Annotated in this window: 19 protein-coding genes; 11 read left to right on the forward strand and 8 right to left on the reverse strand. The window is 64.9% G+C overall.

The annotated features are described in order from the left end of the window. Positions 1-136 precede the first annotated feature (136 nt). The 3 genes from pgi (at position 137) to ACFZAI_RS27890 (ending at position 3453) form a co-directional block, all read left to right on the forward strand. Positions 137-1786 (forward strand): glucose-6-phosphate isomerase, encoded by a 1650-nt coding sequence (pgi, locus tag ACFZAI_RS27880; protein ID WP_391570060.1) that lies wholly within the window; start codon positions 137-139, stop codon positions 1784-1786. 176 nt (positions 1787-1962) lie between these two features. Next, positions 1963-2679, forward strand: a complete 717-nt coding sequence (locus ACFZAI_RS27885) for a Crp/Fnr family transcriptional regulator (protein ID WP_391570061.1) — start codon at positions 1963-1965, stop codon at positions 2677-2679. Positions 2680-2721: 42 nt separating this feature from the next. Further along, positions 2722-3453, forward strand: coding sequence for a Crp/Fnr family transcriptional regulator (locus tag ACFZAI_RS27890; protein WP_391570062.1), 732 nt, complete (start codon positions 2722-2724; stop codon positions 3451-3453). Here the strand turns inward: ACFZAI_RS27890 and ACFZAI_RS27895 are convergent. The 5 genes from ACFZAI_RS27895 to ACFZAI_RS27915 are packed head-to-tail and all read right to left on the reverse strand — an operon-like array spanning position 3427 to position 8502. Further along, entirely contained in the window at positions 3427-4236 is an 810-nt protein-coding gene (locus tag ACFZAI_RS27895) for an ABC transporter ATP-binding protein (RefSeq protein WP_391570063.1), read from the reverse strand. The two genes, ACFZAI_RS27890 and ACFZAI_RS27895, sit on opposite strands and share 27 nt — an antisense overlap. Continuing rightward, positions 4233-5231 carry an ABC transporter ATP-binding protein gene (locus ACFZAI_RS27900; RefSeq protein ID WP_391570065.1) on the reverse strand — a complete coding sequence of 333 codons (999 nt, stop codon included), beginning with the start codon at positions 5229-5231 and terminating at the stop codon, positions 4233-4235. The genes ACFZAI_RS27895 and ACFZAI_RS27900 overlap by 4 nt, the downstream gene beginning before the upstream one ends. Next, positions 5228-6046: an ABC transporter permease gene (locus tag ACFZAI_RS27905; RefSeq protein ID WP_391570066.1), complete on the reverse strand. Its 819-nt coding sequence runs from the start codon at positions 6044-6046 to the stop codon at positions 5228-5230. The genes ACFZAI_RS27900 and ACFZAI_RS27905 overlap by 4 nt, the downstream gene beginning before the upstream one ends. Then, a complete protein-coding gene (locus ACFZAI_RS27910) occupies positions 6043-6966 on the reverse strand; it encodes an ABC transporter permease (protein WP_391570067.1) in 924 nt (307 codons plus the stop codon). The genes ACFZAI_RS27905 and ACFZAI_RS27910 overlap by 4 nt, the downstream gene beginning before the upstream one ends. Before the next feature lie 6 nt (positions 6967-6972). Next, the gene (locus ACFZAI_RS27915) at positions 6973-8502 is read right to left on the reverse strand and encodes an ABC transporter substrate-binding protein (RefSeq protein ID WP_391570068.1); all 1530 of its coding nucleotides are present in this window, start codon (positions 8500-8502) and stop codon (positions 6973-6975) included. A 193-nt stretch (positions 8503-8695) separates the two neighbouring features. Here ACFZAI_RS27915 and ACFZAI_RS27920 point away from each other — a divergent pair, with 193 nt between their 5' ends. The 8 genes from ACFZAI_RS27920 to ACFZAI_RS27955 all read left to right on the forward strand — a co-directional run bounded on the left by ACFZAI_RS27920 (position 8696) and on the right by ACFZAI_RS27955 (position 18171). Next, entirely contained in the window at positions 8696-9868 is a 1173-nt protein-coding gene (locus ACFZAI_RS27920; RefSeq protein WP_391570069.1) for a M20 aminoacylase family protein, read from the forward strand. A gap of 12 nt (positions 9869-9880) precedes the next feature. After that, positions 9881-12166, forward strand: coding sequence for a molybdopterin-dependent oxidoreductase (locus ACFZAI_RS27925; RefSeq protein ID WP_391570070.1), 2286 nt, complete (start codon positions 9881-9883; stop codon positions 12164-12166). A 170-nt stretch (positions 12167-12336) separates the two neighbouring features. Next, positions 12337-13821 carry an ABC transporter substrate-binding protein gene (locus ACFZAI_RS27930; protein WP_391570072.1) on the forward strand — a complete coding sequence of 495 codons (1485 nt, stop codon included), beginning with the start codon at positions 12337-12339 and terminating at the stop codon, positions 13819-13821. Further along, a complete protein-coding gene (locus ACFZAI_RS27935) occupies positions 13808-14755 on the forward strand; it encodes an ABC transporter permease (RefSeq protein ID WP_391570074.1) in 948 nt (315 codons plus the stop codon). The genes ACFZAI_RS27930 and ACFZAI_RS27935 overlap by 14 nt, the downstream gene beginning before the upstream one ends. Continuing rightward, the gene (locus ACFZAI_RS27940) at positions 14752-15696 is read left to right on the forward strand and encodes an ABC transporter permease (protein WP_391570075.1); all 945 of its coding nucleotides are present in this window, start codon (positions 14752-14754) and stop codon (positions 15694-15696) included. Before ACFZAI_RS27935 ends, ACFZAI_RS27940 begins: the two co-directional genes overlap by 4 nt. Then, complete coding sequence (locus tag ACFZAI_RS27945) at positions 15693-16682, forward strand: ABC transporter ATP-binding protein (RefSeq protein ID WP_391570077.1); 990 nt, start codon at positions 15693-15695, stop codon at positions 16680-16682. Before ACFZAI_RS27940 ends, ACFZAI_RS27945 begins: the two co-directional genes overlap by 4 nt. Further along, a complete protein-coding gene (locus tag ACFZAI_RS27950; protein ID WP_391570079.1) occupies positions 16679-17677 on the forward strand; it encodes an ABC transporter ATP-binding protein in 999 nt (332 codons plus the stop codon). Before ACFZAI_RS27945 ends, ACFZAI_RS27950 begins: the two co-directional genes overlap by 4 nt. Before the next feature lie 26 nt (positions 17678-17703). Next, positions 17704-18171 carry a YybH family protein gene (locus tag ACFZAI_RS27955; protein ID WP_391570080.1) on the forward strand — a complete coding sequence of 156 codons (468 nt, stop codon included), beginning with the start codon at positions 17704-17706 and terminating at the stop codon, positions 18169-18171. A 126-nt stretch (positions 18172-18297) separates the two neighbouring features. On the opposite strand, the gene ACFZAI_RS27960 is transcribed toward ACFZAI_RS27955, so the two are convergent. From ACFZAI_RS27960 to ACFZAI_RS27970, 3 genes are read right to left on the reverse strand one after another with little or no spacing between them, the layout of a single operon-like run. Further along, on the reverse strand, positions 18298-19497 hold the full coding sequence (locus ACFZAI_RS27960) for a T6SS immunity protein Tli4 family protein (protein WP_391570081.1): 1200 nt from the start codon (positions 19495-19497) through the stop codon (positions 18298-18300). Further along, on the reverse strand, positions 19494-21206 hold the full coding sequence (locus tag ACFZAI_RS27965; protein ID WP_391570082.1) for an esterase/lipase family protein: 1713 nt from the start codon (positions 21204-21206) through the stop codon (positions 19494-19496). The genes ACFZAI_RS27960 and ACFZAI_RS27965 overlap by 4 nt, the downstream gene beginning before the upstream one ends. Further along, positions 21203-23737, reverse strand: a complete 2535-nt coding sequence (locus ACFZAI_RS27970; protein WP_391570083.1) for a type VI secretion system Vgr family protein — start codon at positions 23735-23737, stop codon at positions 21203-21205. The genes ACFZAI_RS27965 and ACFZAI_RS27970 overlap by 4 nt, the downstream gene beginning before the upstream one ends. Between the last annotated feature and the right edge of the window lie 24 nt (positions 23738-23761).

Below are 23761 nucleotides of genomic sequence, written 5' to 3' on the forward strand. Positions count from 1 at the left end.
TGACCATGCGCGCGCGCAAGCTCTGTGCGCTACCGCACGGACGGCGTGTGCGGCGTGTGACATAACCGAGCCAAACCCCCTGCATGGCGTGGCGCAACGTCGCGACGCTGGCGGGCAGATGGGAGGGGCGATGGGCATGGACAGACAAGCATCGGCGGGCCACGAAGACGCTGCGGCCTTGCCCGCGAGCCCGGCGTGGCAGGCGCTGGCGGCTCATGCCGACGCGATGCGCGCGACGCCATTGCGCAGCTTGTTCCACGAGGACGCGGGCCGCGGCGAACGGCTGACGTTGGAGGCGGCCGGATGGTATCTGGACTACGCCAAGCAGCGCGTCACGCCTGACACCCTGGCCTTGCTGGTGGACCTGGCCCGCGAACGCGGTGTGCAGTCGCGGGTTGACGCCATGTTCAACGGCGAGCCCATCAATATCAGTGAACGGCGGCCCGCGCTGCATACCGCGTTGCGCCTGCCGGCGGGCGCCCCTGTGCGGGTGGATGGCCAAGACGTGACGCCCGCCGTGCTGCGGGTGCGCCACCGCATGGCCGAGTGGGCCAATGCGCTGCGGGCAGGCGCCTGCCTGGGCGGCACGGGTCAACCCATCCGTAACGTTGTCAACGTGGGCATAGGCGGGTCGGCCATTGGCGTCGAGATGGCGTGCGCCGCATTGCAACACTATGCGCAGCCCGGCCTGCGTATCCGCTTCGTGTCCAACATGGACGGCGCGGATTTCCAGCAGGCCACGCACGATCTGGACGCGCGTGAAACCCTGTTCATCGTGTGTTCGAAGTCGTGGCATACCGCGGAAACGCGCTACAACGCGGCCGCCGCGCGCGCCTGGTGCCGCGCAAGCATGGAAGACGATGTCGCCGTGGCGGCCCACTTCCTGGCGGTGACCGGCAACCCGGATGCGGCCATGCAGGATGGGATGGCGCCAGACCGGGTGTTTGAGATCTGGGATTGGGTCAACGGACGCTTTTCCCTGTGCTCGGCGATGGGCCTGACGCTGATGGTGGCGATTGGGCCGGACGGCTTTGACGACATGCTGGCCGGCTGCCATCAGATGGACACCCACTTTCACCGCACGCCGCTTGCGCGGAACCTGCCCGTCATGCACGCACTGCTGAGCGTGTGGAACAACAATTTCCTGCGCGCCAGAACCGTCGCCATCTTGCCTTACGACCACTATCTGCGCCGATTTCCCGCGTACGTGCAGCAATTGATGATGGAGAGCAACGGCAAATCCGTGACCCAGGACGGGGCCGATGCGGCGGGCCATACCAGCCCGGTGTATTGGGGGGCAAGCGGCACGAACGGCCAGCATTCGTTTCACCAGCTGCTGCATCAGGGCAGCCAGTGCGTGCCGTGTGACTTCATCGGATTTCTGACGCCGCTTGAGGCCCCGCCCCGGCAGCATGACGCGTTGCTGGCCAATATGTTTGCGCAGGCGGAAGCCCTGGCTTTCGGCCAGCCGCTGGCCGAAGGCGGCAAACCGACAGCGGCGGTGGCGCACCGCCACGTGGCCGGCAACCGCCCCAGCAATACCTTTCTGGCCAAGCGCCTGACCCCGCACACGCTGGGCGCGCTGGTGGCGCTGTATGAGCACAGCGCCTACACCCAAGGCGTCATCTGGAATATTGATTCGTTCGACCAATGGGGGGTGGAGTTGGGCAAGACGCTGGCCCTGCGCATCGTTCAGGAACTGGAGGCGGGCACCACCGGCATGCAAAACCACGACAGCTCCACTCGCACGCTGATGCGGAAAACCCTGGATGCCCGTCTTGGCTAAAGGAATGGCAAGGGTTGACCGGCCCAGAGTGCGCTACCCTGGGATGACTCCGTTCGGTAGCGCACATAGCGCTTGCCGATTACCCCTGCCGAGCGGGTAAGGCCTATCGGAGCCCCTTCGGATTGCGTTCCCAGCACATCGGGGCGCTGCAATGCGGCTTGTTGCAGGGAGCCATCATGCCTGAAGCCCACCATCCCACCCAGAATCGCCTGCTGGCGGCGTTGCCGCCTGATGAAATGGAACGTCTCTTCCCGCAGCTTGAGCGTGTCGCCATGCCGCTGGGCAAGGCGTTGTACGAACCCGGCGGCCGCATGCGGCATGTCTGCTTTCCCATCGACTGCATCGTGTCGCTGTTGTGCGTGATGGAAGACGGCGCGTCCACCGAAATTGCCGTGGTCGGCAACGAAGGCATCGTCGGCATCTCGTTGTTCATGGGCGGCGAAACCACGCCCAGCCGCGCCATCGTGCAAAGCGCGGGCTCGGCTTACCAATTGAAGGGCCAGGTGCTGAAAGAGGAGTTCTACCGCGGCGGCCCCATGCAGCATCTGCTGTTGCGCTACACGCAGGCGCTGTTGACGCAGATGGCGCAAACCGCGGTGTGCAACCGGCACCACTCGCTGGACCAGCAGCTTTGCCGCTGGCTGCTGCTGAGCCTGGACCGGCTGCGTTCAAACGAAATCATCATGACGCAGGAACTGATCGCCAACATGCTGGGCGTGCGCCGCGAAGGCGTCACCGAAGCCGCCGGGCATTTGCAGGAGGCCGGCTTGATCCGCTACCGGCGAGGCCACATCGCGGTCACCGACCGGCCCGGCCTGGAGGCGCGCGTGTGCGAGTGCTATACGGTGGTCCGCCACGAATACGAACGCCTGCTTGGCCAAGCGCCGGCGTGATGCGCGGCGGGCTGTACTGGAATCCGGAACCTGGAGCCGAACGTGCCGCACCCCCATCCTATGCGCGACGATGTGTCCAACCGGCTGCTCAACGCCTTGCCGGAGGCCGAACGCGCGCCGTTGCTGGACCGCTTCGACCGCGTTGAGCTGGAATTTGGCCAATGCCTGTTGCAGCCCGGCGGACAGATGGCGGATGTGTATTTCCCCGCCGGCAGTTATATCTCGCTGATTCTGCCGCCCAAGCGCGGCGTGGCGTTGGAAGTGGGCCTCATCGGCAACGAGGGCATGTGGAGCGTAGACGTGGCCTTGGGGATCAATGTTTCGCAGCTGCGCGCGGTGGTGCAGGGCGGGGGCGCGGCGTTGCGGATGCCATCGGATCGCTTCCGGCACGAAATGGCCGCCAGCCACGCGTTGCGTGAATTGATCAACCGGTACACCGGGGTGACGTTGCAGCAGCTGGCCCAGGCCGCGGCCTGCATGCATTCCCATCTGGTCGAGGGCCGGCTGGCGCGTTGGCTGCTGATGACGCAAGACCGGGCGCATGCCGACCACTTCCACCTGACGCACGAGTATCTGGCGCACATGCTGGGCGTGCGCCGGGTGGGCGTGACGGTGGCCGCCTCGGCTTTGCAGCAGCGCAAGCTGATCGCCTATCACCGTGGAAACATCGCCATCCTGGACCGGGTGGGGCTGGAAGTGGCGGCGTGCGACTGCTATGCGGCGGACTTGCTCAGCTATGCGCTGCATCTACACTGCGCGGCGTTGCCCCGGTAGCTTCACCTCAAGCACCGACGCAAACAGCCGCTGCGTATACGGGTGTTGCGGCGCGTCGAACACCTGCGCCGTCGTGCCGGCTTCCACCACCTTGCCTTGTTGCAGCACGTACAGCCGGTCAACCATATGGCCGACCACGCCCAGGTTGTGGCTGATCAACAGCAAGGCCAGGCCCAGCTCCTGCCGCAAGTCTTGCAGCAGGTTCAGAATCTGCGCCTGCACCGATACGTCCAGCGCCGATGTGGGTTCATCGCAAATCAGCAGCGGCGGGCGCAGCGCCAGTGCGCGCGCGATGGCCACGCGTTGGCGCTGGCCGCCCGACAGCGCATGCGGATACGCCCCACGGGTGCGGGCAGGCAGGCCCACTTGATCCAGCAGCCGGGTGGTTTCGGTGGCGATGTTCACGGCATCGCCCCGGCCCGCGCGCAAACGCAAGGGCAGGGCGAGCAGGCGTTCGACCGTGTAGCTGGGGTTGAGCGACCCGTACGGGTCCTGAAACACCGGCTGCACAATGCCGGCGATCTGTTGCCGGGACAACCCGGCAATCGGCTTGCCGCCCAATTGCACGGCGCCGGCGCTGGGCGAGTCCAGCCCCAGCAACAGTTTTGCCAGCGTACTTTTTCCCGACCCGGATTCCCCCACAATGCCGACGGCTTCACCGGCATTGATGTGGACGGACACCGCATCCAGCGCGGTGTGCACGTCGGCCGGTTTCCAGAACGCGGTGCGGCGCGTGTAGCGGCGTGTCAGGGCGTCGGCCTGAACCAGAGCAACGGTAGTCATGGGCGCGCCTCAAAGGGAGCATGGCAGCGGCGCAGGCGCTGGCTGCCGTAAGCGGTCAGCAAGGGCGGCGGGCCGGCGCAGATGTCGGCGGCGTGGCGGCAGCGGGGCGCGAACACGCAGGCGTCGGGCGTTTGCGTCAGGGCCGGCACCACACCGGGAATGATGGCCAGGCGTTCGGACGAGACCCGCCGCGTCACTTGCGGAATGCTGCCCAGCAGGCCTTGCGTGTACGGATGCGCGGGGGCCGACAGCACCTGGGCCGTGGGGCCGGCTTCCACGATCTGGCCGGCATACATCACCGACACATCGTCGGTGTAATGCGACACCACGCCCAGGTCGTGCGTAATCAGCAACACGGCCAGGCCCATTTCCTGTTGCAGCGTCTTCAGCAATTCCAGAATCTGCTTCTGGATGGTGACGTCCAGCGCGGTTGTGGGTTCGTCGGCGATGATCAGTTCCGGCTCGCACATCAAGGCCATCGCGATCAGAACGCGTTGGCGCATGCCGCCAGAGAGTTCATGCGGATATTGATTCAGGCGCGCCGGGCCATTCGCAATGCCGACGCGGTCCAGCAGATGCAGCGCACGTGCCCGCGCCGCCGCCGCGCCATCCGCGCGATGGCTGCGGTACACGGTCATCAGCTGTTGGCCGATGGTGAACGTGGGGTTCAGCGCCGTCATGGGTTCCTGGAACACCATGGCGATGCGGTTCCCGCGCAACGCATTCATCTGGCGGTCGCGGGCGGTGAGCAGGTCTACGCCATCGAACGTCATGCGTTGGGCGTCGATGCGCGCGCCGCGCGGCAGCAGCCGCAGCAGGCTCAACGCCGTCAGCGATTTGCCGCAGCCGCTTTCGCCAACCAGGCCCAGCGTGGCGCCGCGCGCAATACGCAGGTCAATGCCGCGTACCGCTTGCAGCAGCCCCGCACGGGTGGGTATCGCAATGCGCAAATCCAGCACATCCAGCACGGGCGTCAGGCCGGAAGCCGCCATCATGATTCCCGCCGCGTGCGCAGGCCGTCGCCCGTCAGGTTGATGCCCAGCACCAGCAGTAATAGCGCCGCGCCCGGCAGCGCGATCAGCCAGGGGCTGAAGAACATGAATGACTTGGCTTCGGACAGCATCAGCCCCCACGATGGATAGGGGGCCGGCACGCCCAGCCCCAGAAAGGACAGCGCGGCTTCCACCAGAATGGCGTGCGCCATTTCAACGGTGGCGATCACCAGCAGCGGCCCGCGGATGTTCGGCAGAATTTCGCGCACCAGGATGTGCCAGTGCGTGCACCCCATGGCGCGCGCGGCCGTCACGTAGTCGGCGTTGCGCAATTGCATGGCGGCGCTGCGCGCCACCACCGCAAAGTGATCCCACAGCAACAGGCCCAGCACCAGAATCACGGTGGTCAGCGAATTGCCCGTCACCGACACGATGGCCAGCGCCGCCAGCACGATGGGCATGCTGATGCGCGTGTTGATGATGAAGCTGATGACGGCATCGGCCACGCCGCCCGCATAGCCTGCGATGAGTCCTAAGCTGATGCCGATGAATCCCGACACCAGCACCACGGCAAACCCAATCGCCAGCGAGATCCGGGCGCCATAGACCAGCCGCGCCAGATAATCACGGCCCAGCTGATCCGTGCCCAACCAGTGCGCGGGCAGGGTCTTGTCGTGCCAGAACGGCTGCGCCAGGCGCTGCCCAAGCGATTGCGTGAACGGATCGTTCGGCAGCAGCATCGGCCCGAACACCGCAATCAGCGCCAGCGCGGCAATGATGCTCAGGCCGCAATAAAACCCCAGGCGGCGGCGCATCATGATGCCGCCCGCTTCAGCCGCGGGTCGAGCAGGGTGTTGAGAACATCAGACAGGAAGGTCAGCACGATATAAGTCAGTGAAATCATCAGGACGACGGCCTGAATGACAGGCATGTCGGCGCGGATCATCGACTGCCACGCCAGATAACCGATGCCGTGGATGGCGAAGATGGACTCAATGACGATGGAGCCGCCCAGCATGAAACCGAACTGCACCGCGCCCAGCGACACGACGGGCAGCAGTGCGTTGCGCAGCGCGCTCTTGAACAGGATGACGCGCGTGGGCAGGCCCATGGCGCGCGCGGTGCGGATGTAGTCGGATTCCAGCGCCTGCACCATGCCGCTGCGGGTCAGGCGCGTTAACGCGGGCAGCGCATACAGGCTGAGCGCAACGGTGGGCATGACGTAATGGGCCAACGTGCCGCTGCCCGAAATCGGCAGCCAGCGCAGCTTCACGCCAAAGAAGATGATCAGCAGCAGCGCCGCCCAGAAGCTGGGCATGGCCTGCACCACGGCGGTCACGAACGACACGATGCGGTCCGTCCAGCCGCCGCGATGGGCGGCGGCCATCACGCCCGCCGGCACCGCCACCGCCAGCGCCACCAGAATGGCGGTCAGCGCCAGTAAGGCGGTGACGCCCACGCGGTCGGCCAACATGCGCGACACGGGTTCGCCCGTTAGTTGCGATGTGCCCAGGTCGCCCGCCAGCAGCCGCCCCAGATACGCGGCGTAGCGTTCGGGCAGCGGCCGGTCCAGCGCATAGCGCACACGCAGCGCTTGCAGGTCAGCTTCGGTGGCGCTGTCGCCCGCCAGCGCGAGCGCGGGGTCCACCGCCACGTTCGACAACACGAAGCACAACAGGGAAACCGTCAGCGCCACCATCAGCCCCAGGCCGGCGCGCCGCAAAAGCAAAGAGAGCATGGCGGTTTACTTGGCGGCCCAGCCCAGCTGATAAAAACGCGGGATGCCGTCGGGCGAGGGCTGGTAGCTCAGACGCTTGTCGGTGGCGTAGCCCACCACGATGGTGTGCATCGGCACAAAGTAGGCGCTTTCGGCGGCCAGCTTGATGGCGTGCGAGTATTCCGCGCGGCGCGTTTTTTCGTCGATGGCGTTGTCGGCGCGTTGAAGAATGTCGCGCAGTTCGGCGTCGTGGAAACCGTCTTGCGGGCTGAAGTTGAAGAAAGCCGACAGCGATGCCGACGTATCGAACATCGACGACGAGCCCCAGTCGCCATACCATAGGTCCAGCTTGCCTTCCCGCCACTTGCTGAAGCTGGCGCGCGATTGCAGCATTTCTAGATTCGCGTCGATACCCACCGCAGCCAGGTAGGCCTTCACGGCTTCGGCGCGCGGACGGTCACGGAATGACGACAGGCTGACCTTGAAGCCCTTGGGGTAGCCGGCCGCAGCCAGCAGCTCGCGCGCACGCGCCGGGTTGTAGTCATAGACCACGGCGGCCGCTTCGTCGCAACCGAATTGCAGTGGATGGCATAGCGTGGCCAGCTGCTTGCCTTCGCCGCCCAGCAGCGTTTCCACAATCTTCTTGCGGTCAATGGCGTGGTTGATGGCCTGGCGCACGCGCAGGTCTTTCAAGGGGCTGTTCTCGCCGCTGGCGCGGCCGCGGGCATCCAGCAGGATGGTGGCGATGGTCAGCGTGGAACCGAATTGCGCCTGGATCGTCGGCACGGCCTGCAAGGCGGGAATCTGGTCAGCGGACAGGTTCCACGTCCAGTCCACGCTGCCGCCGATGACTTCGGCGATGCGCGTGGCTTCATCGGGGATGACGCGCACCGTCACGCGGTCCAGTTTCGCCACGCCCTTGGCGCCGCCGAAATAGGCCTTGTTCTTCTCCAACACATATTCGTTGCCGCGCGCGGTGGCAAGCTTGAAGGGGCCGGTGCCTACCGGCTGCTTGCCAAACGCCTGCTGGCCGACCTTTTCGAAATAGGCCTTGGGGAAAATCGCCAGCGACCCCGATACGAATTCCAACGCCGCGGGAAAGGGCGCTTTGGACGTAATACGCACCTTGTGGTCATCCACCTTTTGCACGCTGGCGATCCAGTCCAGCCAGTTAGCCGAGCGCGCACCCGATTCCGGGCGGGCGTAGTACTGCAAGGTGAAGACCACGTCGTCCGCCGTAAAGGCGTCGCCGTTGTGGAACGTGACGCCTTGGCGCAAGTCGAATTCCCACGTCTTGTCGTCAATGCGGCGCCACGCGGTGGCCAGCGACGGCTCGTACTCGCCCGTGGCCAAATTGCGTTCGATCAGCGTGTCGTATAGCTGGCGCGATGCCACGATGCCTTCGCGCGCCGTGCTTAAGTACGCGTCGAAGCTGGGCATTTCTTCCGTCAGCGCCACGACGGCGGTGTTGTCTTGCGGGCCTGCATATGCAGGATGACCCAGGATGAACGCCGCTGCGAGCGCACCACGAACTGCCGACTTGCCAAACGAGAACATGAGAACCACTGCTTGAGGTTTTACAGGACGAGCGATGCTACAGGAGCCAACACGCGGCGCTTAGCCGCATTGGCTATGTCGATATGTCGAATCGATCGGCCAGCGGGCGGGCCTTTCTTGCCATAATCCGCGTCTTTGTTTTCGCCCGTGGCCGGGCATCGGCGCGGCGCGCGCAGCCCTGGAAGGAATCCGCATGAACGCAGTAGCAGAAGACACCTTGAACGAGGTCGTCGCCGAAGCCGGCGAGTGGCGCCGCAGATTCCACGCCGCGCCCGAGCTGCGTTATGAAGAGCACGGCACCGCCGCCTTCATCGCCGACAAACTGCACGCGTTCGGCTTTGACCGCGTGGAAACGGGCATTGGCAAGACGGGCGTGGTGGGGCTGCTGCGCGGCCGGCGCGCGGGCCCCGGCCGCAACATCGGCTTGCGCGCCGACATGGACGCCTTGCCCATCCACGAAGCCAACGACGTGGCGCACAAGTCGCGCCACGCCGGCATCATGCACGCCTGCGGCCACGACGGCCACAGCGCCACCTTGCTGGCCGCGGCGCGCTACTTGTCGGCAGACCGCGACTTCGCCGGCACGGCCGTCTTCATCTTCCAGCCCGCCGAGGAAGGCGGCGCAGGCGGCAAGGCCATGATCGACGATGGCCTTTTCACCCGCTTTGACGTGGACGAGGTGTATGGCCTGCACAACATGCCGAACCTGGCGCTGGGCAAATTTTCAACAACCGTCGGCCCGATCACCTCCGCGTCTGACCGCTTCACCATCGACATCGAAGGCCGGGGCAGCCACGCGTCGCGCCCGCAGGAAGGCGTGGACACCGTCATCGTCGGCACGCAGATCGTGAACGCCTTGCAGACGATTGTGTCGCGCAATGTGCATCCGCACGAAAGCGCGGTGGTGTCGATCACCATGTTCCATGCCGGGGAAACCGACAACGTCATTCCGCAGAAGGCGCAGCTGCGCGGCACCGTGCGCACCTTCAACCCCGTCATTCAAGACACGGTGCAAACACGCATGAAGGAAGTGATTGCAGGCATCGCCGGCACGTTCGGCGCCACGGCCAAGCTCACGTATCTGCGCGACTACCCGGTGACGTTGAACCATGCGGATCAGACGGCGCATGCGGTGCGCATCGCCCGAGACCTGGTCGGCGCCGACCGCGTGATCGACAATATGAAACCGGTGATGGGCGGCGAGGATTTCTCGTTTATGCTCCAGGAAAAGCCCGGCGCGTTCGTCTTCTTCGGCAACGGCCCGTCGTTCGGCTTGCACACGCCCAACTACGATTTCAATGATCAAGCCATCAGCCATGGTGCGGCGTTCTGGATCAGGCTGGTCCAGGATCGCGGCGCGCTCTGAGCGGGGCGCGCCATGAGCCGCACCCGTCACCCGTCCCTGGCGCACTGGGGCGCCTTCACCGCGCTCGTCGAAAACGAACGTGTGGTGGATTGCGAACCGTTCGGCCCGGACCCATCGCCTTCGCCCATGCTGGGGTCGATTGCGGAAATGCTGCATTCGCCCTTGCGTATTCAGCGGCCTTCCGTGCGCAAAGGCTGGCTGGCCGGCAACCGCGACCGCGAGGGCGATGAATACGTGGAAGTGTCGTGGGACCACGCGCTGGATCTGGTCGCCGGCGAACTGGCGCGCGTGCGCGCGCAGCATGGTCCGGCGGGCATTTTCGGCGGGTCTTATGGCTGGTCATCGGCCGGGCGCGTGCACCATGCGCGCAGCCTGATCCGCCGTTTCCTGTTCCAGGGCGGCGGATGCGTAGACCAGGTGGGCAACTACAGCTGGGGCGCGGCGCAATTCCTGTTGCCGCACGTCATCGGCACCACCAGCCCCGTCAGCGGCGACGTGACCGACTGGGAAAGCGTCTTGGCGCATACGCGCCACATCGTGGCGTTTGGCGGCATCCCGATCAAGAACAGCCAGGTCACCTCGGGCGGCGCAGGCCTGCACAATTTGCCGGGCTGGCTGGCCCGCGCGCAGGCGGTTGGCATTCGGCTCACCGTCATCAGCCCCACGCGCGCCGACATGCCGGAAGGCGTGGCGGCGGATTGGATTCCCATCCGGCCCAATACCGACACCGCGTTGATGTTGGGCATGGCGCATACGCTGCTGGCGCAAGGGCTGCACGACACCGCGTTTCTGGCGCGCTACTGCGTGGGCGTTGAAACGTGGTCCGACTATCTGACGGGCGCGGCGGACGGCCAGGCTAAGGATGCGGCGTGGGCGTCGAGGATTTGCGGCGTGCCGGCGGACACCATCGACGCCTTGGCGCGCAGCATCGCCACCCAGCGCAGCCTGTTGACGGCGGCGTGGTCGTTGCAACGCGCGCAACATGGCGAACAGCCGTACTGGGCGTTGATCGGCCTGGCGGCGCTGGCCGGCCAGATCGGTTTGCCGGGGGGCGGGTTTGCGTTTGGCCATGCGTCGCTGAACAGCATCGGGCAGCCGCGCAGGCAAGTGCCTGGCCCCGAAGTGCCCGTGCCGAAGAACCCGGCCCAACTGGCGATTCCCGTCGCGCGCATTACCGACATGCTGCTGTCGCCGGGCGCGGACTACGAATTCAATGGCGCGCGCCACACGTATCCCGACATCAAGCTGATCTATTGGGCGGGCGGCAACCCGTTCCATCATCACCAGGACCAAAACCGCTTGCGCGCTGCGTGGCGCAAGCCGGAAACGGTGATTGTGCATGAATCCTGGTGGACGCCGCTGGCCCGTCGCGCCGATATCGTGCTGCCGGCCACGACGTCGCTGGAACGTTGCGACGTGGGCGGTTCCGCGCGCGACCCTTATGTGTTCGCCATGCACCGCGCCGTGCCGCCGCAAGGCGAGGCGCGCAACGATTTCGATATCTTCGCCGAACTCGCCCGGCGCGCGGGCTTTCATGACACGTACACGGCCGGGCGCGATGAAATGGGCTGGTGCCGGCACGTCTATGAAGGCATGCGGGGCGGCTGCGCCGAACGGGGCGTGGTGTTGCCGCCATTCGACGAATTCTGGGCGCGCGGCCACGCTGAAATCCCGCCGCCCGACTCGCAGTACGTGTTGTTCGAAACCTTCCGCCGCGACCCGGACGCGCATCGGCTGCGCACGCCCTCGGGCAAGATCGAACTCACCTCGGACGTGGTGGCCGGCTTTGGCTATGCCGATTGCCCCGGGCATCCAGCCTGGCTGGCCCCGTCGGAATGGCTGGGCGCGGACGCGGCCAGGCAGTGGCCGCTGCACTTGCTGACGAACCAGCCGCGCCATCGGCTGCACAGCCAGCTGGACCCGGCCGCCTTGTCGCGCTCGGCCAAGATCCAGGGCTGCGAACCCATCGCCATGCATCCGGACGACGCCGCCGCGCGCGGCATTCAAGACGGCGGCGTGGTCCGGGTATTCAATGCGCGCGGTGCGTGCCTGGCGGGCGTGAAGCTGGACGCGGGTTTGATGCCGGGCGTGGTGGTGATGTCGACGGGAGCATGGTCCGACCCGGATGGCGACCTGGACCGCCACGGCAACCCCAACACGCTGACGGCGGACATCGGCACGTCGCGTCTGGCGCAGGGGCCCAGCGCGCAGACGGCGCTGGTGCAGGTAGAGGCTTACGCGGGGCCGGCCACGCCGCATCGCGCGTGGGAAAGCCCGGCGGTGCAGGCGGCAGCGTAGCGGCCGTTGCGCTCTTATGACTGCTTGCGGTAGTCCACGGCTGCGTCAAGCATTTCCCAGACATATGGATAGAACGGCACGTTCTGATTTCTCGCGGCAAACTCCTGATTCCTTATTTACCGACTGCGACATTGTGCCCCGCTGCGCATGTCCTTTGATCCGGAGTGCGCATGAACCGTACACGCTACCTGGGCTTGAGCCTGGCTCTGTCCGCGTCTGTTTTCACCGCCGCCCACGCGGCCGATATCACGCTGGCGCTAGGCACCGAGCCGTCCACGCTCGACCCGCAAACGGCGCAAGATGGTTCCGAGCGCGCCGTGTCGCGCAACATCTTCGAGACGCTGATCACGCGTACGCCCAAAGGCGAGCTGGTGCCGCAACTGGCCACCGCGCTGCCGCGCCAGACGGGCGCCGACAGCTGGGAAGTGACGCTGCGCCCCAACCTGAAATTCAGTGACGGCCAGGCGCTGGACGCCGCTGCCGTGGCCGCCAGCATCAACCGCATCGTCGACCCCAAGACCGCCTCGCGCCAGCGTCCGTTCTTTCTGGGCATCAAACGCGCCGAAGCCGTCGACGCCGTGACGGTGCGTGTGCTGACCAATGGCGCCGACCCCGCCTTGCCCGCGCGCCTGTCGTGGCTGACCATCGTGTCGCCCACGGCCGCCGCCGACGGCAGCCTGGGCCAGAAGCCCGTGGGCAGCGGCCCTTATGTGTTGACGGAATGGGCCAAGGGCCAGCGCATCGTTCTGTCTAAGAACCCCCATTACTGGAACCCGTCGGCCGTTGGCAATGTAGACCGCGCCACCTACCGCTTCGTGGCCGAACCCGGCACGCGTTTGTCGGGCCTGCGTGCGGGCGACTTCGACTTCATCACCAATGTGTTGCCCGAAGACACCAAGCGGGTCGCCAAGGCCGTGACGCTGCAAGGCACCGACTTGCCCTTCGTGTCGCTGAACGCCTTGAAGGGCCTGACCAAAGACGTGCGCGTGCGCCAGGCGCTGAACTACGCCGTGGACAAGGAAGCCTTGGCCAAGGACTTGTACGGCGGCTACGCGGCTGTATCGCACGGCCAGTTGCTGGCCCCGGGCTGGTTCGGCTATGACGCCAGCATCCAGCCGTATCCGTACGACCCGGCGCGCGCCACCGAATTGCTGAAGGCCGCCGGCGCGTACGGCAAGTCCATTGACTTGTATGCGCCGTCGGGCCGCTGGCTGAAAGACAAGGAATTGGCCGAGACCATCGCCGCCTACTGGGAGGCCGCCGGCCTGAAAGTGAATTTCCGCGTGCTGGCCTGGGCGGAATACCTGGACGCCATCAACAAGAACCGTGTGCCCACCGAAGCGCAAATCAGCAGCAGCCATTCCAACCAGTTGCTGGACGCCGACCGCACGCTTAGCGCCTATTACGCCGATGGCGGCGTGGCGGCCGCCAATGACAACGCCGAACTCAAGGGCCTGATCGATCAGGCGCGCCAGGAAGCGGACCCGGCCAAGCGCCAAGCGCTGTACTCGAAAGCGCTGAAGATCGGCCGCGACGAAGCCTATCTGGTGTTCTTGCTGGAAGGCGGCGAGATCTTCGGCCTGTCCAAACGTATCGACTTCGCGCCGCGCGTCGATGGCCTGATTCCGGTGAAGGACATTCGTGTCGTCGAATAATCATGCCGGGCGCGGCTTGCCGCGCTTCTTGCTGGGCCGCTTGATGCAGGGGCTGCTGGTTGTGCTGGGCGTGACCACCATCGTGTTCATCGTGACGCGGCTGGTGGGCGACCCCGTGCAAGCCATGCTGCCGGTCGACGCCTCCGCCGCCGACCGCGCGGTGCTGGCGCAGGCACTGGGCATGGACGGCCCGATCTGGGCGCAATACCTGCACTATCTGCGCGACATCGCCTTGTTCGACTTCGGCAACTCCATCTGGCAGCAACGTCCCGCCATGGACATCGTGCTGGAACGTTTGCCCAGCACGCTGACGCTGTGCGTGGGCGCGTTGGGCGTGGCCATCGTGGCGGGCGTGCCGCTGGGCATCATCGCGGCGCTGCGGCCAGGGCAATGGGCGGATCGCTTGTCGGTGCTGTTGAGCTTGGGGGGCTTGTCGTTGCCGCAATTCTGGCTGGGCTTGCTGCTGATTCTGTTGTTCGCCGTGACGTTGAATTGGTTGCCATCGTCGGGCTCAGAGGCGCCCGGCAGCGGCGTGCTGCCCATGCTGACCTTGGCGTTGCCCGCGCTGGGCCGCATTGCGATGATGTTGCGATCGGCGTTGATCGATGAACTGAATTCGCTATACGTGCGCACGGCGCGCGCCAAGGGGCTGCGCCCGAGCCGCATCGTGCTGGTGCACGCCTTGCGCAATGCCGCCGTGCCCACGGTGGCGCTGCTGGGCTGGGAGTTCGCCGGCATGCTGGCCGGCCATACCGTCGTCGTGGAAACCGTATTCGCCTGGCCCGGCCTGGGCCAGACGGCCGTGCAGGCCATCGAGCGCCAGGACCTGGTGCTGTTGCAGGCCGTCGTCTTCTTTATTGCGTTCCTGATCGTGATCATCAATTTCTGCCTGGACATCCTGTACCGGCTGCTGGACCGGAGGATCGCGGTATGAGCACCGTTCCGGCATGGATGGGCGCGGCCGACGCTGCGCCCGAAACCGCTGCGCCGCGCGGCTGGCACGCGCTGTCGGACCGGCAGCGGGGTTGGATTCTGGCCGCGTCATTGCTGGCGTTACTGGCCGCCGTTGCGATCGTGCTGCCGTGGCTGGCGCCCTATGACCCCGCCGCCATCAAGCTGTCGGCACGCCTGCGTCCGCCCGTCTGGGAGGCGCGCGGTTCATGGGCCAATCTGCTTGGCACCGACAACCTGGGCCGCGACGTCTTCAGCCGCATCCTGCACGGGGCGCGCCTGTCCATCCTGATTGGCGCGGCCGTTGTCGCGGCGTCGGCAACGTTTGGCGTGCTGGTCGGTTTGATTGCGGGCTTTGCCGGCGGCCGGGTCGATGCGGTGCTGATGCGCTGGGTGGACGTGCACGTGGCGTTTCCGGGCTTGTTGCTGTCGCTGGTGATCCTGGTGATTCTGGGGCCGGGACCCGGCACCGTGATCCTGGCCTTGGCGTTAAACGGCTGGATGGTTTATGCGCGCCAGATACGCAGCGTGGTGCTGTCCGTACGCCAGCTTCCCTATATAGAGAGCGCCGAGATGGCGGGCGCGCGCGCCGGGCGCATCCTGTTCCGCCACATCCTGCCCAACCTGGCCGCACCGCTTATCACCTTGATGGTGCTGGAGTTTGCGCGCGTGGTGTTGGCGGAAGCCGCGTTGTCATTCTTGGGCGTGGGCGTGCAACCGCCTGCCGTGTCGTGGGGGTTGGACGTGGCCAATGGCCGTAACTATCTGACCAGCGCCTGGTGGCTGGCTACGTTTCCGGGCCTGTCGATTGCGTTGACCGTGTTGATCGTGAACGTAGCGGCCAGCCGCCTTCGGCTGGCGCTGGACCCGCGCGAGCGCGAGAAAGATTTCGCCCGCCGCCTGATTGCGAAGGTGCGCCGATGAACTCATCGCCTTTGCTGAGCGTGCGCGACCTGAGCGTCGAGTTCCTGACGCGTCACGGCACCGTCAAAGCCGTCGACGCGGTGTCGTTTGATCTCTATGCCGGTGAAACGCTGGCGCTCGTCGGGGAAAGCGGTTCCGGCAAAAGCGCCTGTGCGCTGGCGCTGATGGGGCTGACCACCTTGCCCGGCCGTGTCGCGGGCGGGCAGGTGCAGTTCGATGGGCAAGACCTGCTGGCGGCACCCCCGCGCGTGCTCGAAGACTTGCGCGGCAACCGCATCGCCATGGTGTTTCAAGACCCGATGAGCGCGCTGAACCCGCTGTTGACCATCGGCACGCAGATGGACGAGGTACTGGTGCGCCACACGCCGTTGACCGCGGCGCAGCGCCGCGCCCGCATCATCGACCTGCTTGCGCAGGTAGGCATACCCAAACCCGCCGAGCGCCTGGACCGTCTGCCGCATGAGTTTTCGGGCGGCCAGCGTCAACGCATTTTGATCGCCATGGCGCTGGCCTGTGATCCGCAAATTCTCATTGCCGATGAACCCACGACGGCGCTGGACGTCACCATCCAGGCGCAGATTCTGGAACTGCTTGCCCAGCTGAAACAGCGGCTGGGGCTGGCGATGCTGCTCGTCACGCACGACCTGGGCGTCGTCGCCAAGGTGGCCGATCGCGTCGCGGTCATGTATGCCGGCCGGCTGGTGGAACTGTCGGACGCCGACGCCTTGTACGCCGCGCCCGCGCATCCCTACACGGCAGGGCTGCTGCGCGCGACGCCGCGCTTGACCGACACGCGCCGCCGCATGATCGCCATCGACGGCGTCCCGCCCGACCTGCGCCACCGCAGCCGCCATTGCGACTTTGCCCCGCGTTGCCCGGGCGCGGACGCGGCCTGCGCCGAGCGCCCGGTGTTGCGAGACGTCGGCCAGGGCAGGGTGGCGGCCTGCGTGCGCCCCTTTACTCCTGTTTGGACCCAAGTGTCATGAGCGACGCGACTCCGTTGTTGCAGGCGCGTGACCTGCGCGTGCATTACCCCGTGCGCTCGGCCGGCTGGTTCGGCAAGCCCGTGCTGGCGCGCGCCGTGGATGGCGTGTCGCTGGAACTGGCGCGCGGCGAGACGCTGGGTCTCGTCGGAGAATCCGGCTCCGGTAAAACCACGCTGGGCCGCGCCGTCTTGCGACGCACGCCGCTTACGTCGGGTTCGCTGCATTTCAAAGGCGAAGACATCACCCATGCGGGCCGCGCGCAACTGCGCGACTTGCGCCGCCACATGCAGCTGGTGTTTCAGGACCCGTCCACCAGCCTGAACCCGCGCCACACCGTCTTTGACGCCATCGCCGAACCGTTGATCGTGCATGGCTGGAGCGACGGCCGCGACGCCTTGCGCCGCCGCGTCGGTGAACTGATCGCCCAGGTCGGCCTGCCGGCGGATTCAGCGGAACGCTATCCGCATGCGTTCTCGGGCGGCCAGCGCCAACGCGTGGGCATCGCACGCGCCTTGGCCATCCGGCCCGATCTGATCGTGGCGGATGAGCCCGTGTCGGCGCTGGACGTCTCGGTGCGCGCGCAGATCATCAACCTGTTCCAGGACTTGCAGCAAGAGCTGGGCCTGTCCTTCCTGCTGATTGCGCATGATCTTGCGGTGGTGCGGCACGTGTCGCACCGCATCGCCATCATGTACGCGGGGCAGGTGGTTGAGACCGGCGCACGCGACGACATCTACGAGCGTCCGCTGCATCCCTACACGCGCGGGCTGCTCGCCGCCGTCCCCGAACCCGAACGCGGCCACACCCGGCCCGCGTACACCGTGGCCACGGGCGAGCCGCCCAGCCCGATGTCGCCGCCTTCTGGCTGCCGTTACCACCCGCGCTGCCCCTTGGCCGCCGAGCGCTGCCGTCTGGCCGCGCCGCCGCTGGAAACCCGCGCGCCCGGCCATGCCGTGGCGTGCTGGTTCGCAGAACCCATTCCTGCTACACCCTAACTCATCCCTTTTTGGAGAAACTCGTCATGTCCGTGCAAGCCTTAGCTCCCGTTGACGCCGCCGACGCCGAAGCCGTGCGCGCCTGGTTCAAGGAATTGTCCGACCACGTGCAAGCGGTGGACTACGCCGCCGCCCGCCATCTGTTCGCCGACGACTTCGTGGCGTTTGGCACCTACACCAACTTCGTCAGCGGCCGCGAACACGCCGAGAAAACGCAGTGGCGCAACGTCTGGTTCACCATCGACGACTTCATCTGGCGCCTGGACGACGTGCAAAGCTTCGTCTCGCCCGACCGCCTGTTCGCAGTCGGCCTGGCAGTGTGGGATTCCACCGGCTACCACCCCGACGGCAAACCCTTCGACCGCGTCGGCCGCGCCACGGTCTCGTTCGCGCGCGAAGCGGTGGGTGAGCCCTGGGTCGCCACGCACACGCACATGTCCCTGTTCCGCGATACGCCGAGCGTGTCGCACGGGAACAAGCCGGCGCGTAGTTGAACGGAGTCAGGGGCGTTGTCCCTTCGTTGTCCCTTCGTTGACGCTTTGTTGTCATACGGCGGGCGTTCAGAAGGTGACTGTTCAGAAGGTGTCCGTTCAGAAGGTGGCTGTTCAGAAGGCGTGTGTTCAGAACGCTTTGATAAGCCGCCACGACACGGCCTGGCCGTTCACGTGGGGCAGTATCTGGCCATGCATGAAGGTCTGTTCTCGCTCTTGGGTTGCGCTGCCGCATTTCCACACGCCGGGCCAGGGGCACGGCGTGCCGGAAGACGCAACCATTCCGCCGGTGGATTCGCCCGCCTGTGACGACGTGCCCGCTGCGCCCGGGCGCAAGCGGATGGATTCGATCATGGCGTCCCAAAGCGCTAACGCATCGGCGTCTGTCGGAAATGCCGGTGGCGGCGGGTTCCCCTGACCGTCGGGGTTGCGTTCCAGCACGCCTAGCTGCGCAGCCAGGTTCGGCTCGGTAATGGAGTCGTCCTTGCCTTGCGATTCCCAGGTAAAGGAATAGAGCCGCTGCCCATCCTGGCTGCCGGCGGTAGCGAATTCTTCGGCCTGGATCGGGCCTATATTGCGCACGCCTTTGCGCAATGTGGTGATGCCGGCGGCCAGTTTGGCAATCCCCATCAGGAAGCCGCCCATTCGTTCCAGCAAACGGTTTTCTTCCGCGCCGGTGCTGGAACGAAAGAGGAATCGCGCGCCGGGGTGGTTGGGGAAGGTCACACCGATTCGGAAGCTCTCCACTTGGAAGGCGCTGCCGGCGATGAAGCCGTCGTTGATGCAGAAGCCGGGTTCAGTGGGGATTTCGAGAGGGCCGCGTGAGCGGAGATGGCTGGTCCAGGCTGCTGCGCGCTGTAACGCACGTTCTTCACGGTCGTAGGAAACGCGCGTTTGAAGTCGGAACACTTTCCCTGCGGGTTGCGCAATAGCGTAATTCTCAAGGCGGTAGATCTTCGTGTTGATATCGGAGTACCAAGAGTACAGACCCGTTGCGTTCGCCCCGAAGACAATACGGCGTACGAACATACTTCCATTGGTCTTCAAATGAGGTTGCGCCTTTAGTTCTCGCTCCCGCGTGTCGAGTGCGCCGCTCAGAGCGGATACCGGCATTTGAAGGGACTCTAATGGGGCTCCCCATAGTCTATGGCTTGGGCTGATGACGGCAGTCGGAGGAAGGTCAATCAAAAAGCGGCCAAAGCAATGCGTGATCCATCCATCTTTGTTCATCGACGAACTCCGGGATTGGGTTGAGAAGGAGCTGCACCCGGAAAGCGCTATGGCTGCCATCGTGCTGATCGCGGTGAGCACTCCGATGAGCGAGGTCATGCTTGCTCCTGTTGGGAGGGGTGCCAAGTCGCCAGCTGTGCAATCTTGATCACGCTGAATAGCGTGGCCCATTGCGCGCGGTCGTCGACATAGCTGTCCGCGTGCTCATAGCCGTTATCCTTGTTGTATTCGCCATAGCCTTTGGTGCCGTGGCGGAAACTGGCTTTGATTCCGCTTCTTCCTGGCATCCGGCCAGAATCGGTTGGAACCGTTCCATCTCCGCCACTGCCATGCGCATCCAGGCTCTCGGCGCTCCAGGCTGACGTCGTTGGAATCAGCTTGGGCCGCTTGGGAGCGAACAGGCTCTGGTAGCTTCCCTTGCCGTCATCCTGAGGCTTTGCACCGAACATCTCCAAGGAGGAAGAATCGCCTTGCCAAATGATCTCGCGCCAACTATGCAGACCATCCTCTGCACCGTAGTGGGCATAGGTTTGAGGGTGATAGCCCGCTTCCGCCAAAGCGCCTTGGAATTCTGTCACGCGGTCTACCAACTTGTAGAAATTCGATCTCGAATCCAAATTGGCGTCTGACCCTGCCGATTTCTCCAACATATTCAAATACTTCGTATTCTGTTCCGGCACCAGCCCATACCAAGCCTTGGTCTTGTAAATTTCCTCGTACGGATCGCCCCGTTGCGGATACGCCCGGGGTCTTCCCTCAGCGTCTCTCAACACGGGTCCTGCAGCGTCCCGCAGAAACAACCACGGCCTGCCGCCACGATGTTCCGCCGTCGGCATCAGTTCCAGTCCGCCCGGAGAGCGCCCAACGACTGCGGTGACTTCTCCCGCGTTTGACCCCAAGATGACCTGGACCATGCCTTCGTAGCCGCAACGCATGTGGTGATAGATGGCAGATGCGCCGGAGGAGGGCTGTACGCCGTGCACCACGCCGAGCACGCGGTCATATCCCAGTAGCTCGGTCAATGCCCGGCTGACGATGCCGCCCATCGAGTGGGTAACCAATATCACTTTCATGGTGTCGGCTTGTTTGGCGCTGATGCCGCCTTCTTTGCGGTAGTGGGCCAATACGGTGTTTTCGATGTAGTCGCGTATGTCTGCTGCGGACTCTGCATTGGATTGCAGCCAGTTGTAGCCACCGCACCAGACATCAAACTGATATTTGCCTGCATGGATCAGCTCGTCTTCGCTTAGCGCCGTAACTTGGCCCCGTTCCTCGCCATATTCTTCCGGCTCACGCAAGCCTTCTTCGTTCCACCACTTCTGAATTTTTCGGCCACGATAGATATTGTCGAGCCGTTGTTCCATGCGGGCCAGGAAGGGGTGGTAGTACATCTTGTGCGCGCTGCCCCAACCGCGTAGCCGTGCGGCTTCTGCGCTCAGGCCGGAGTCACCCAGGCTGATGGGGCCGGAGTCGTCGACTTCGACGGCAGCCGGGTCAAGCAACTTCTGGCGCACCTTCGGCCCCCGGGACCACCACGTAAATATCGCCGCAATCAGCCCGAAAATATCGCTGATTGAAAAGCCGGTGTTAGGCGGCATCCAGACCTCGGCCTTGGTCTCCCTATTGCGCAAATTCGTGCCCATGATCCCGGGCAGGAACACCACGGGTATCGGTGCTGGCAGGGAGCAAAGCAACACCTTTTCTCGTTTATCTGCGGTTGGGGTCAGCCGCGTGGCGTACACGCGCCGGCCTAGCGCGTCCCGGGTGCAGGGAACCAGCACTTCATCATCGGGAAGGGGCGAATTCACGAGCTTGCCTCCGGGTCGGGTTCAGCGGCAGGATCGGACGACATGATGCGCATGTTGACCAGATCCATCAACAGGTCCTGCTGCATGGGCAGGCGGCCTTTTGCGTCGGTGATCAGGCGAACGAGCGCGCCGTCTCCGCGGCGAAGCTCTACCGCCGTATGCGCCAACGGTTCATCGGTTGAGGCGTCTCGAATGATGTAGGCATCATCAAACGGCGTTGCATCCCACGTGTTGAACGCCATCGACGCGCTGTTCGGCCCTGAAAAGTTGTGCTGCGCCGCCTTGACCGTAAAGGTGCCCGGCATGCCCAGTTCAATGTTCCCATCGGCCAGCTTGATGTACGCCCCGCCGCAAAGCAGCGTGATGTGCTTGTCGGCCGCGATCAGCACGTGTTGTTTGCTGGACGTGAGCTCTGCGCTTTGGTCGGCCTGGATACGGATGGCGTTGTGCTGTGCTTGCAGCAGCATTTCGCCTTGGTGCGCGATGTGGCGCAGGGCGCCGGCTTGAGAGAACAGCCCCACGTCGCCGCCAGCGTTGATCACGACTTTCTCGCCCGCGCTGATCTGCTGATGGCGCTGGGCGATGCTGTCCAGGTGTTCGCCTGCGCTTAGCGTCAAGCTGGCGGGCGTGGCGGCGGCGATGCCACCGGGTGCGCTAAGCGCCATCAGCGCGGCATCGCCTTCGCCTGCGCTATTCGGCTGATCATTTGCGCCGTGGCCTAGATCGCGCACGGACTCGGATAGCGATTGCTGCGGGGCGGAGTCATGCTCCACGCCTTCATGCTTGCCGGCGTAGTCGCCTAGCGTGCGGGCTAGTTCCAGCGCCGCTTCCAACACGCCCACCATCTCCGAGCGATCCAGTTGCCCGCCCTTGGCATGCCGTTGCGCCTCGGTCGTCAGCAGCAAGCCTTGCGCCGCACGCAACGCGCCATGCGCGTCCGTGCGCAACTCAAACCCTTCGCCGCGAGGTTTGCCGCCGGCTGGCCTGGGGTGCGTTAAATATCCCAGATGCAACTGCGAATCGCCGTGCTCGCTCATCAACGCCGCGCTGATCTGCGCCGACGTGTCATCCAGCCGCAGTTCATTGGCCCGATTCCCTTTATGTTCCTTGCTCTTGATGGTGTGCAGGATGTTGTGCCGGGGCAGTTCATACGGCGGAAGATGGGTGGCGCGGTATGCCCGCGAGGTGATCAGCGGCTGGTCTGGGTCGCCATTCAGGAATTGCACGACGACTTCTTGGCCGATTCGCGGGATCGCCATCTGCCCCCACAGCGCGCCCGCCCAGTTCTGTGAAACCCGTATCCAGCAGGAGCTATGTTCGTCGTAGTCGCCCAGCCGGTCCCACGGAAACTGCACCTTGACCCGGCCCCACTCGTCGCAATAGATCTCTTCGTTGGGCGGGCCGACGACGGTGGCCATTTGCGGGCCGTCGATGTGGGGTTTAGGGCAGGGCGCGGGCTTCCAGTCGACTTTGTCGGGGACGAGTTCGGCGGTGTAGCCATACTGCGTGCCTTGTTCCGCACCGAAGCCGTCTTCTTCCTGGCTCGTGTGTTGCACGCCATGATGGCGCATGCGGACGGGCCGCCAGCCTTGGTTCCAGTCTTCTCGCGGGTGACCGGTCAGGTCGAAAGCCACACCGGGAATCAGGCGCGCGTCGTCACCTTCGACGATGGCGATACGCGCATCGCGGCGGCGGCCTAGCAGTCTTGACTGGGTGAATGGCTTGCCCGCTTCGTCGCGTTTGTAGCGGCCGGGGTAGTCGTAGCGTTCGTAACTGCGGTCTTGATGCGCCAAGTCCGCGGCGACCGGGGAATGTTCCTGGCTATAGCGCGGATGCTTGTAGGTGTAATCGCGCTGAGTTTGCACTGCGGTGCGCACACGCTCGGCGTAGGTGAAGCGATGCAGCGCGGGCTCGGGCTGATCGCCGCCCGGCTTGGGGTTGTACAGAACTGGCCCGCCCGCGATTTCGCCGTGGATGTAGATGCGGTCGCCGTGAATCAAGCGATGGCTTTTCTCGGTATGGTCGTAGCGGTAGAAATAACCTTCTTCGGCGGCTAGCCGGTTCAGAAATTCCAGATCGGTATCGCCTGCCTGCACGCAATATTCGCGCGGAAGGTGTTCGTTCGTGGTGACCTGTTCATAGTCTGTGATGCCCTGGCGTTTGATGACATCCGCCATGATCTCTGGCACGGACAGGTGCTGGTAAATGCGCCAGTCGGAACAAAGGGCGGCGCGGGCCAGAGACGGTTCAAGCACCGCCCGATAGCGGGTGCGGCGAAAGCCGGTGCCGGCTTGTTCGAACTCGGTGACGATGCCGTGCACATGGCGTACCGCGACGTCACCGCGCCAGATCGTGAACAACGCGGTTTGATCCAGCAGGCCGCCAAAATCCACCGCCGGATCAAAGCTGGAAAGGTCCACGCTTAACCGATAGGTCTCGGACAGCGCCTCGTCCAGCGTGAATTCAACGACATCAAACGCCGCGCCATGGACGGGCGTGAAGCTGAAGCGGTAGCCGCAAGGTCGGGACACCTGACGCTCCTCTTTTCGTTGTGC

It is taken from the genome of Achromobacter sp. NPDC008082 (assembly GCF_042957345.1).
GTDB lineage: Bacteria > Pseudomonadota > Gammaproteobacteria > Burkholderiales > Burkholderiaceae_B > Achromobacter > Achromobacter kerstersii_A.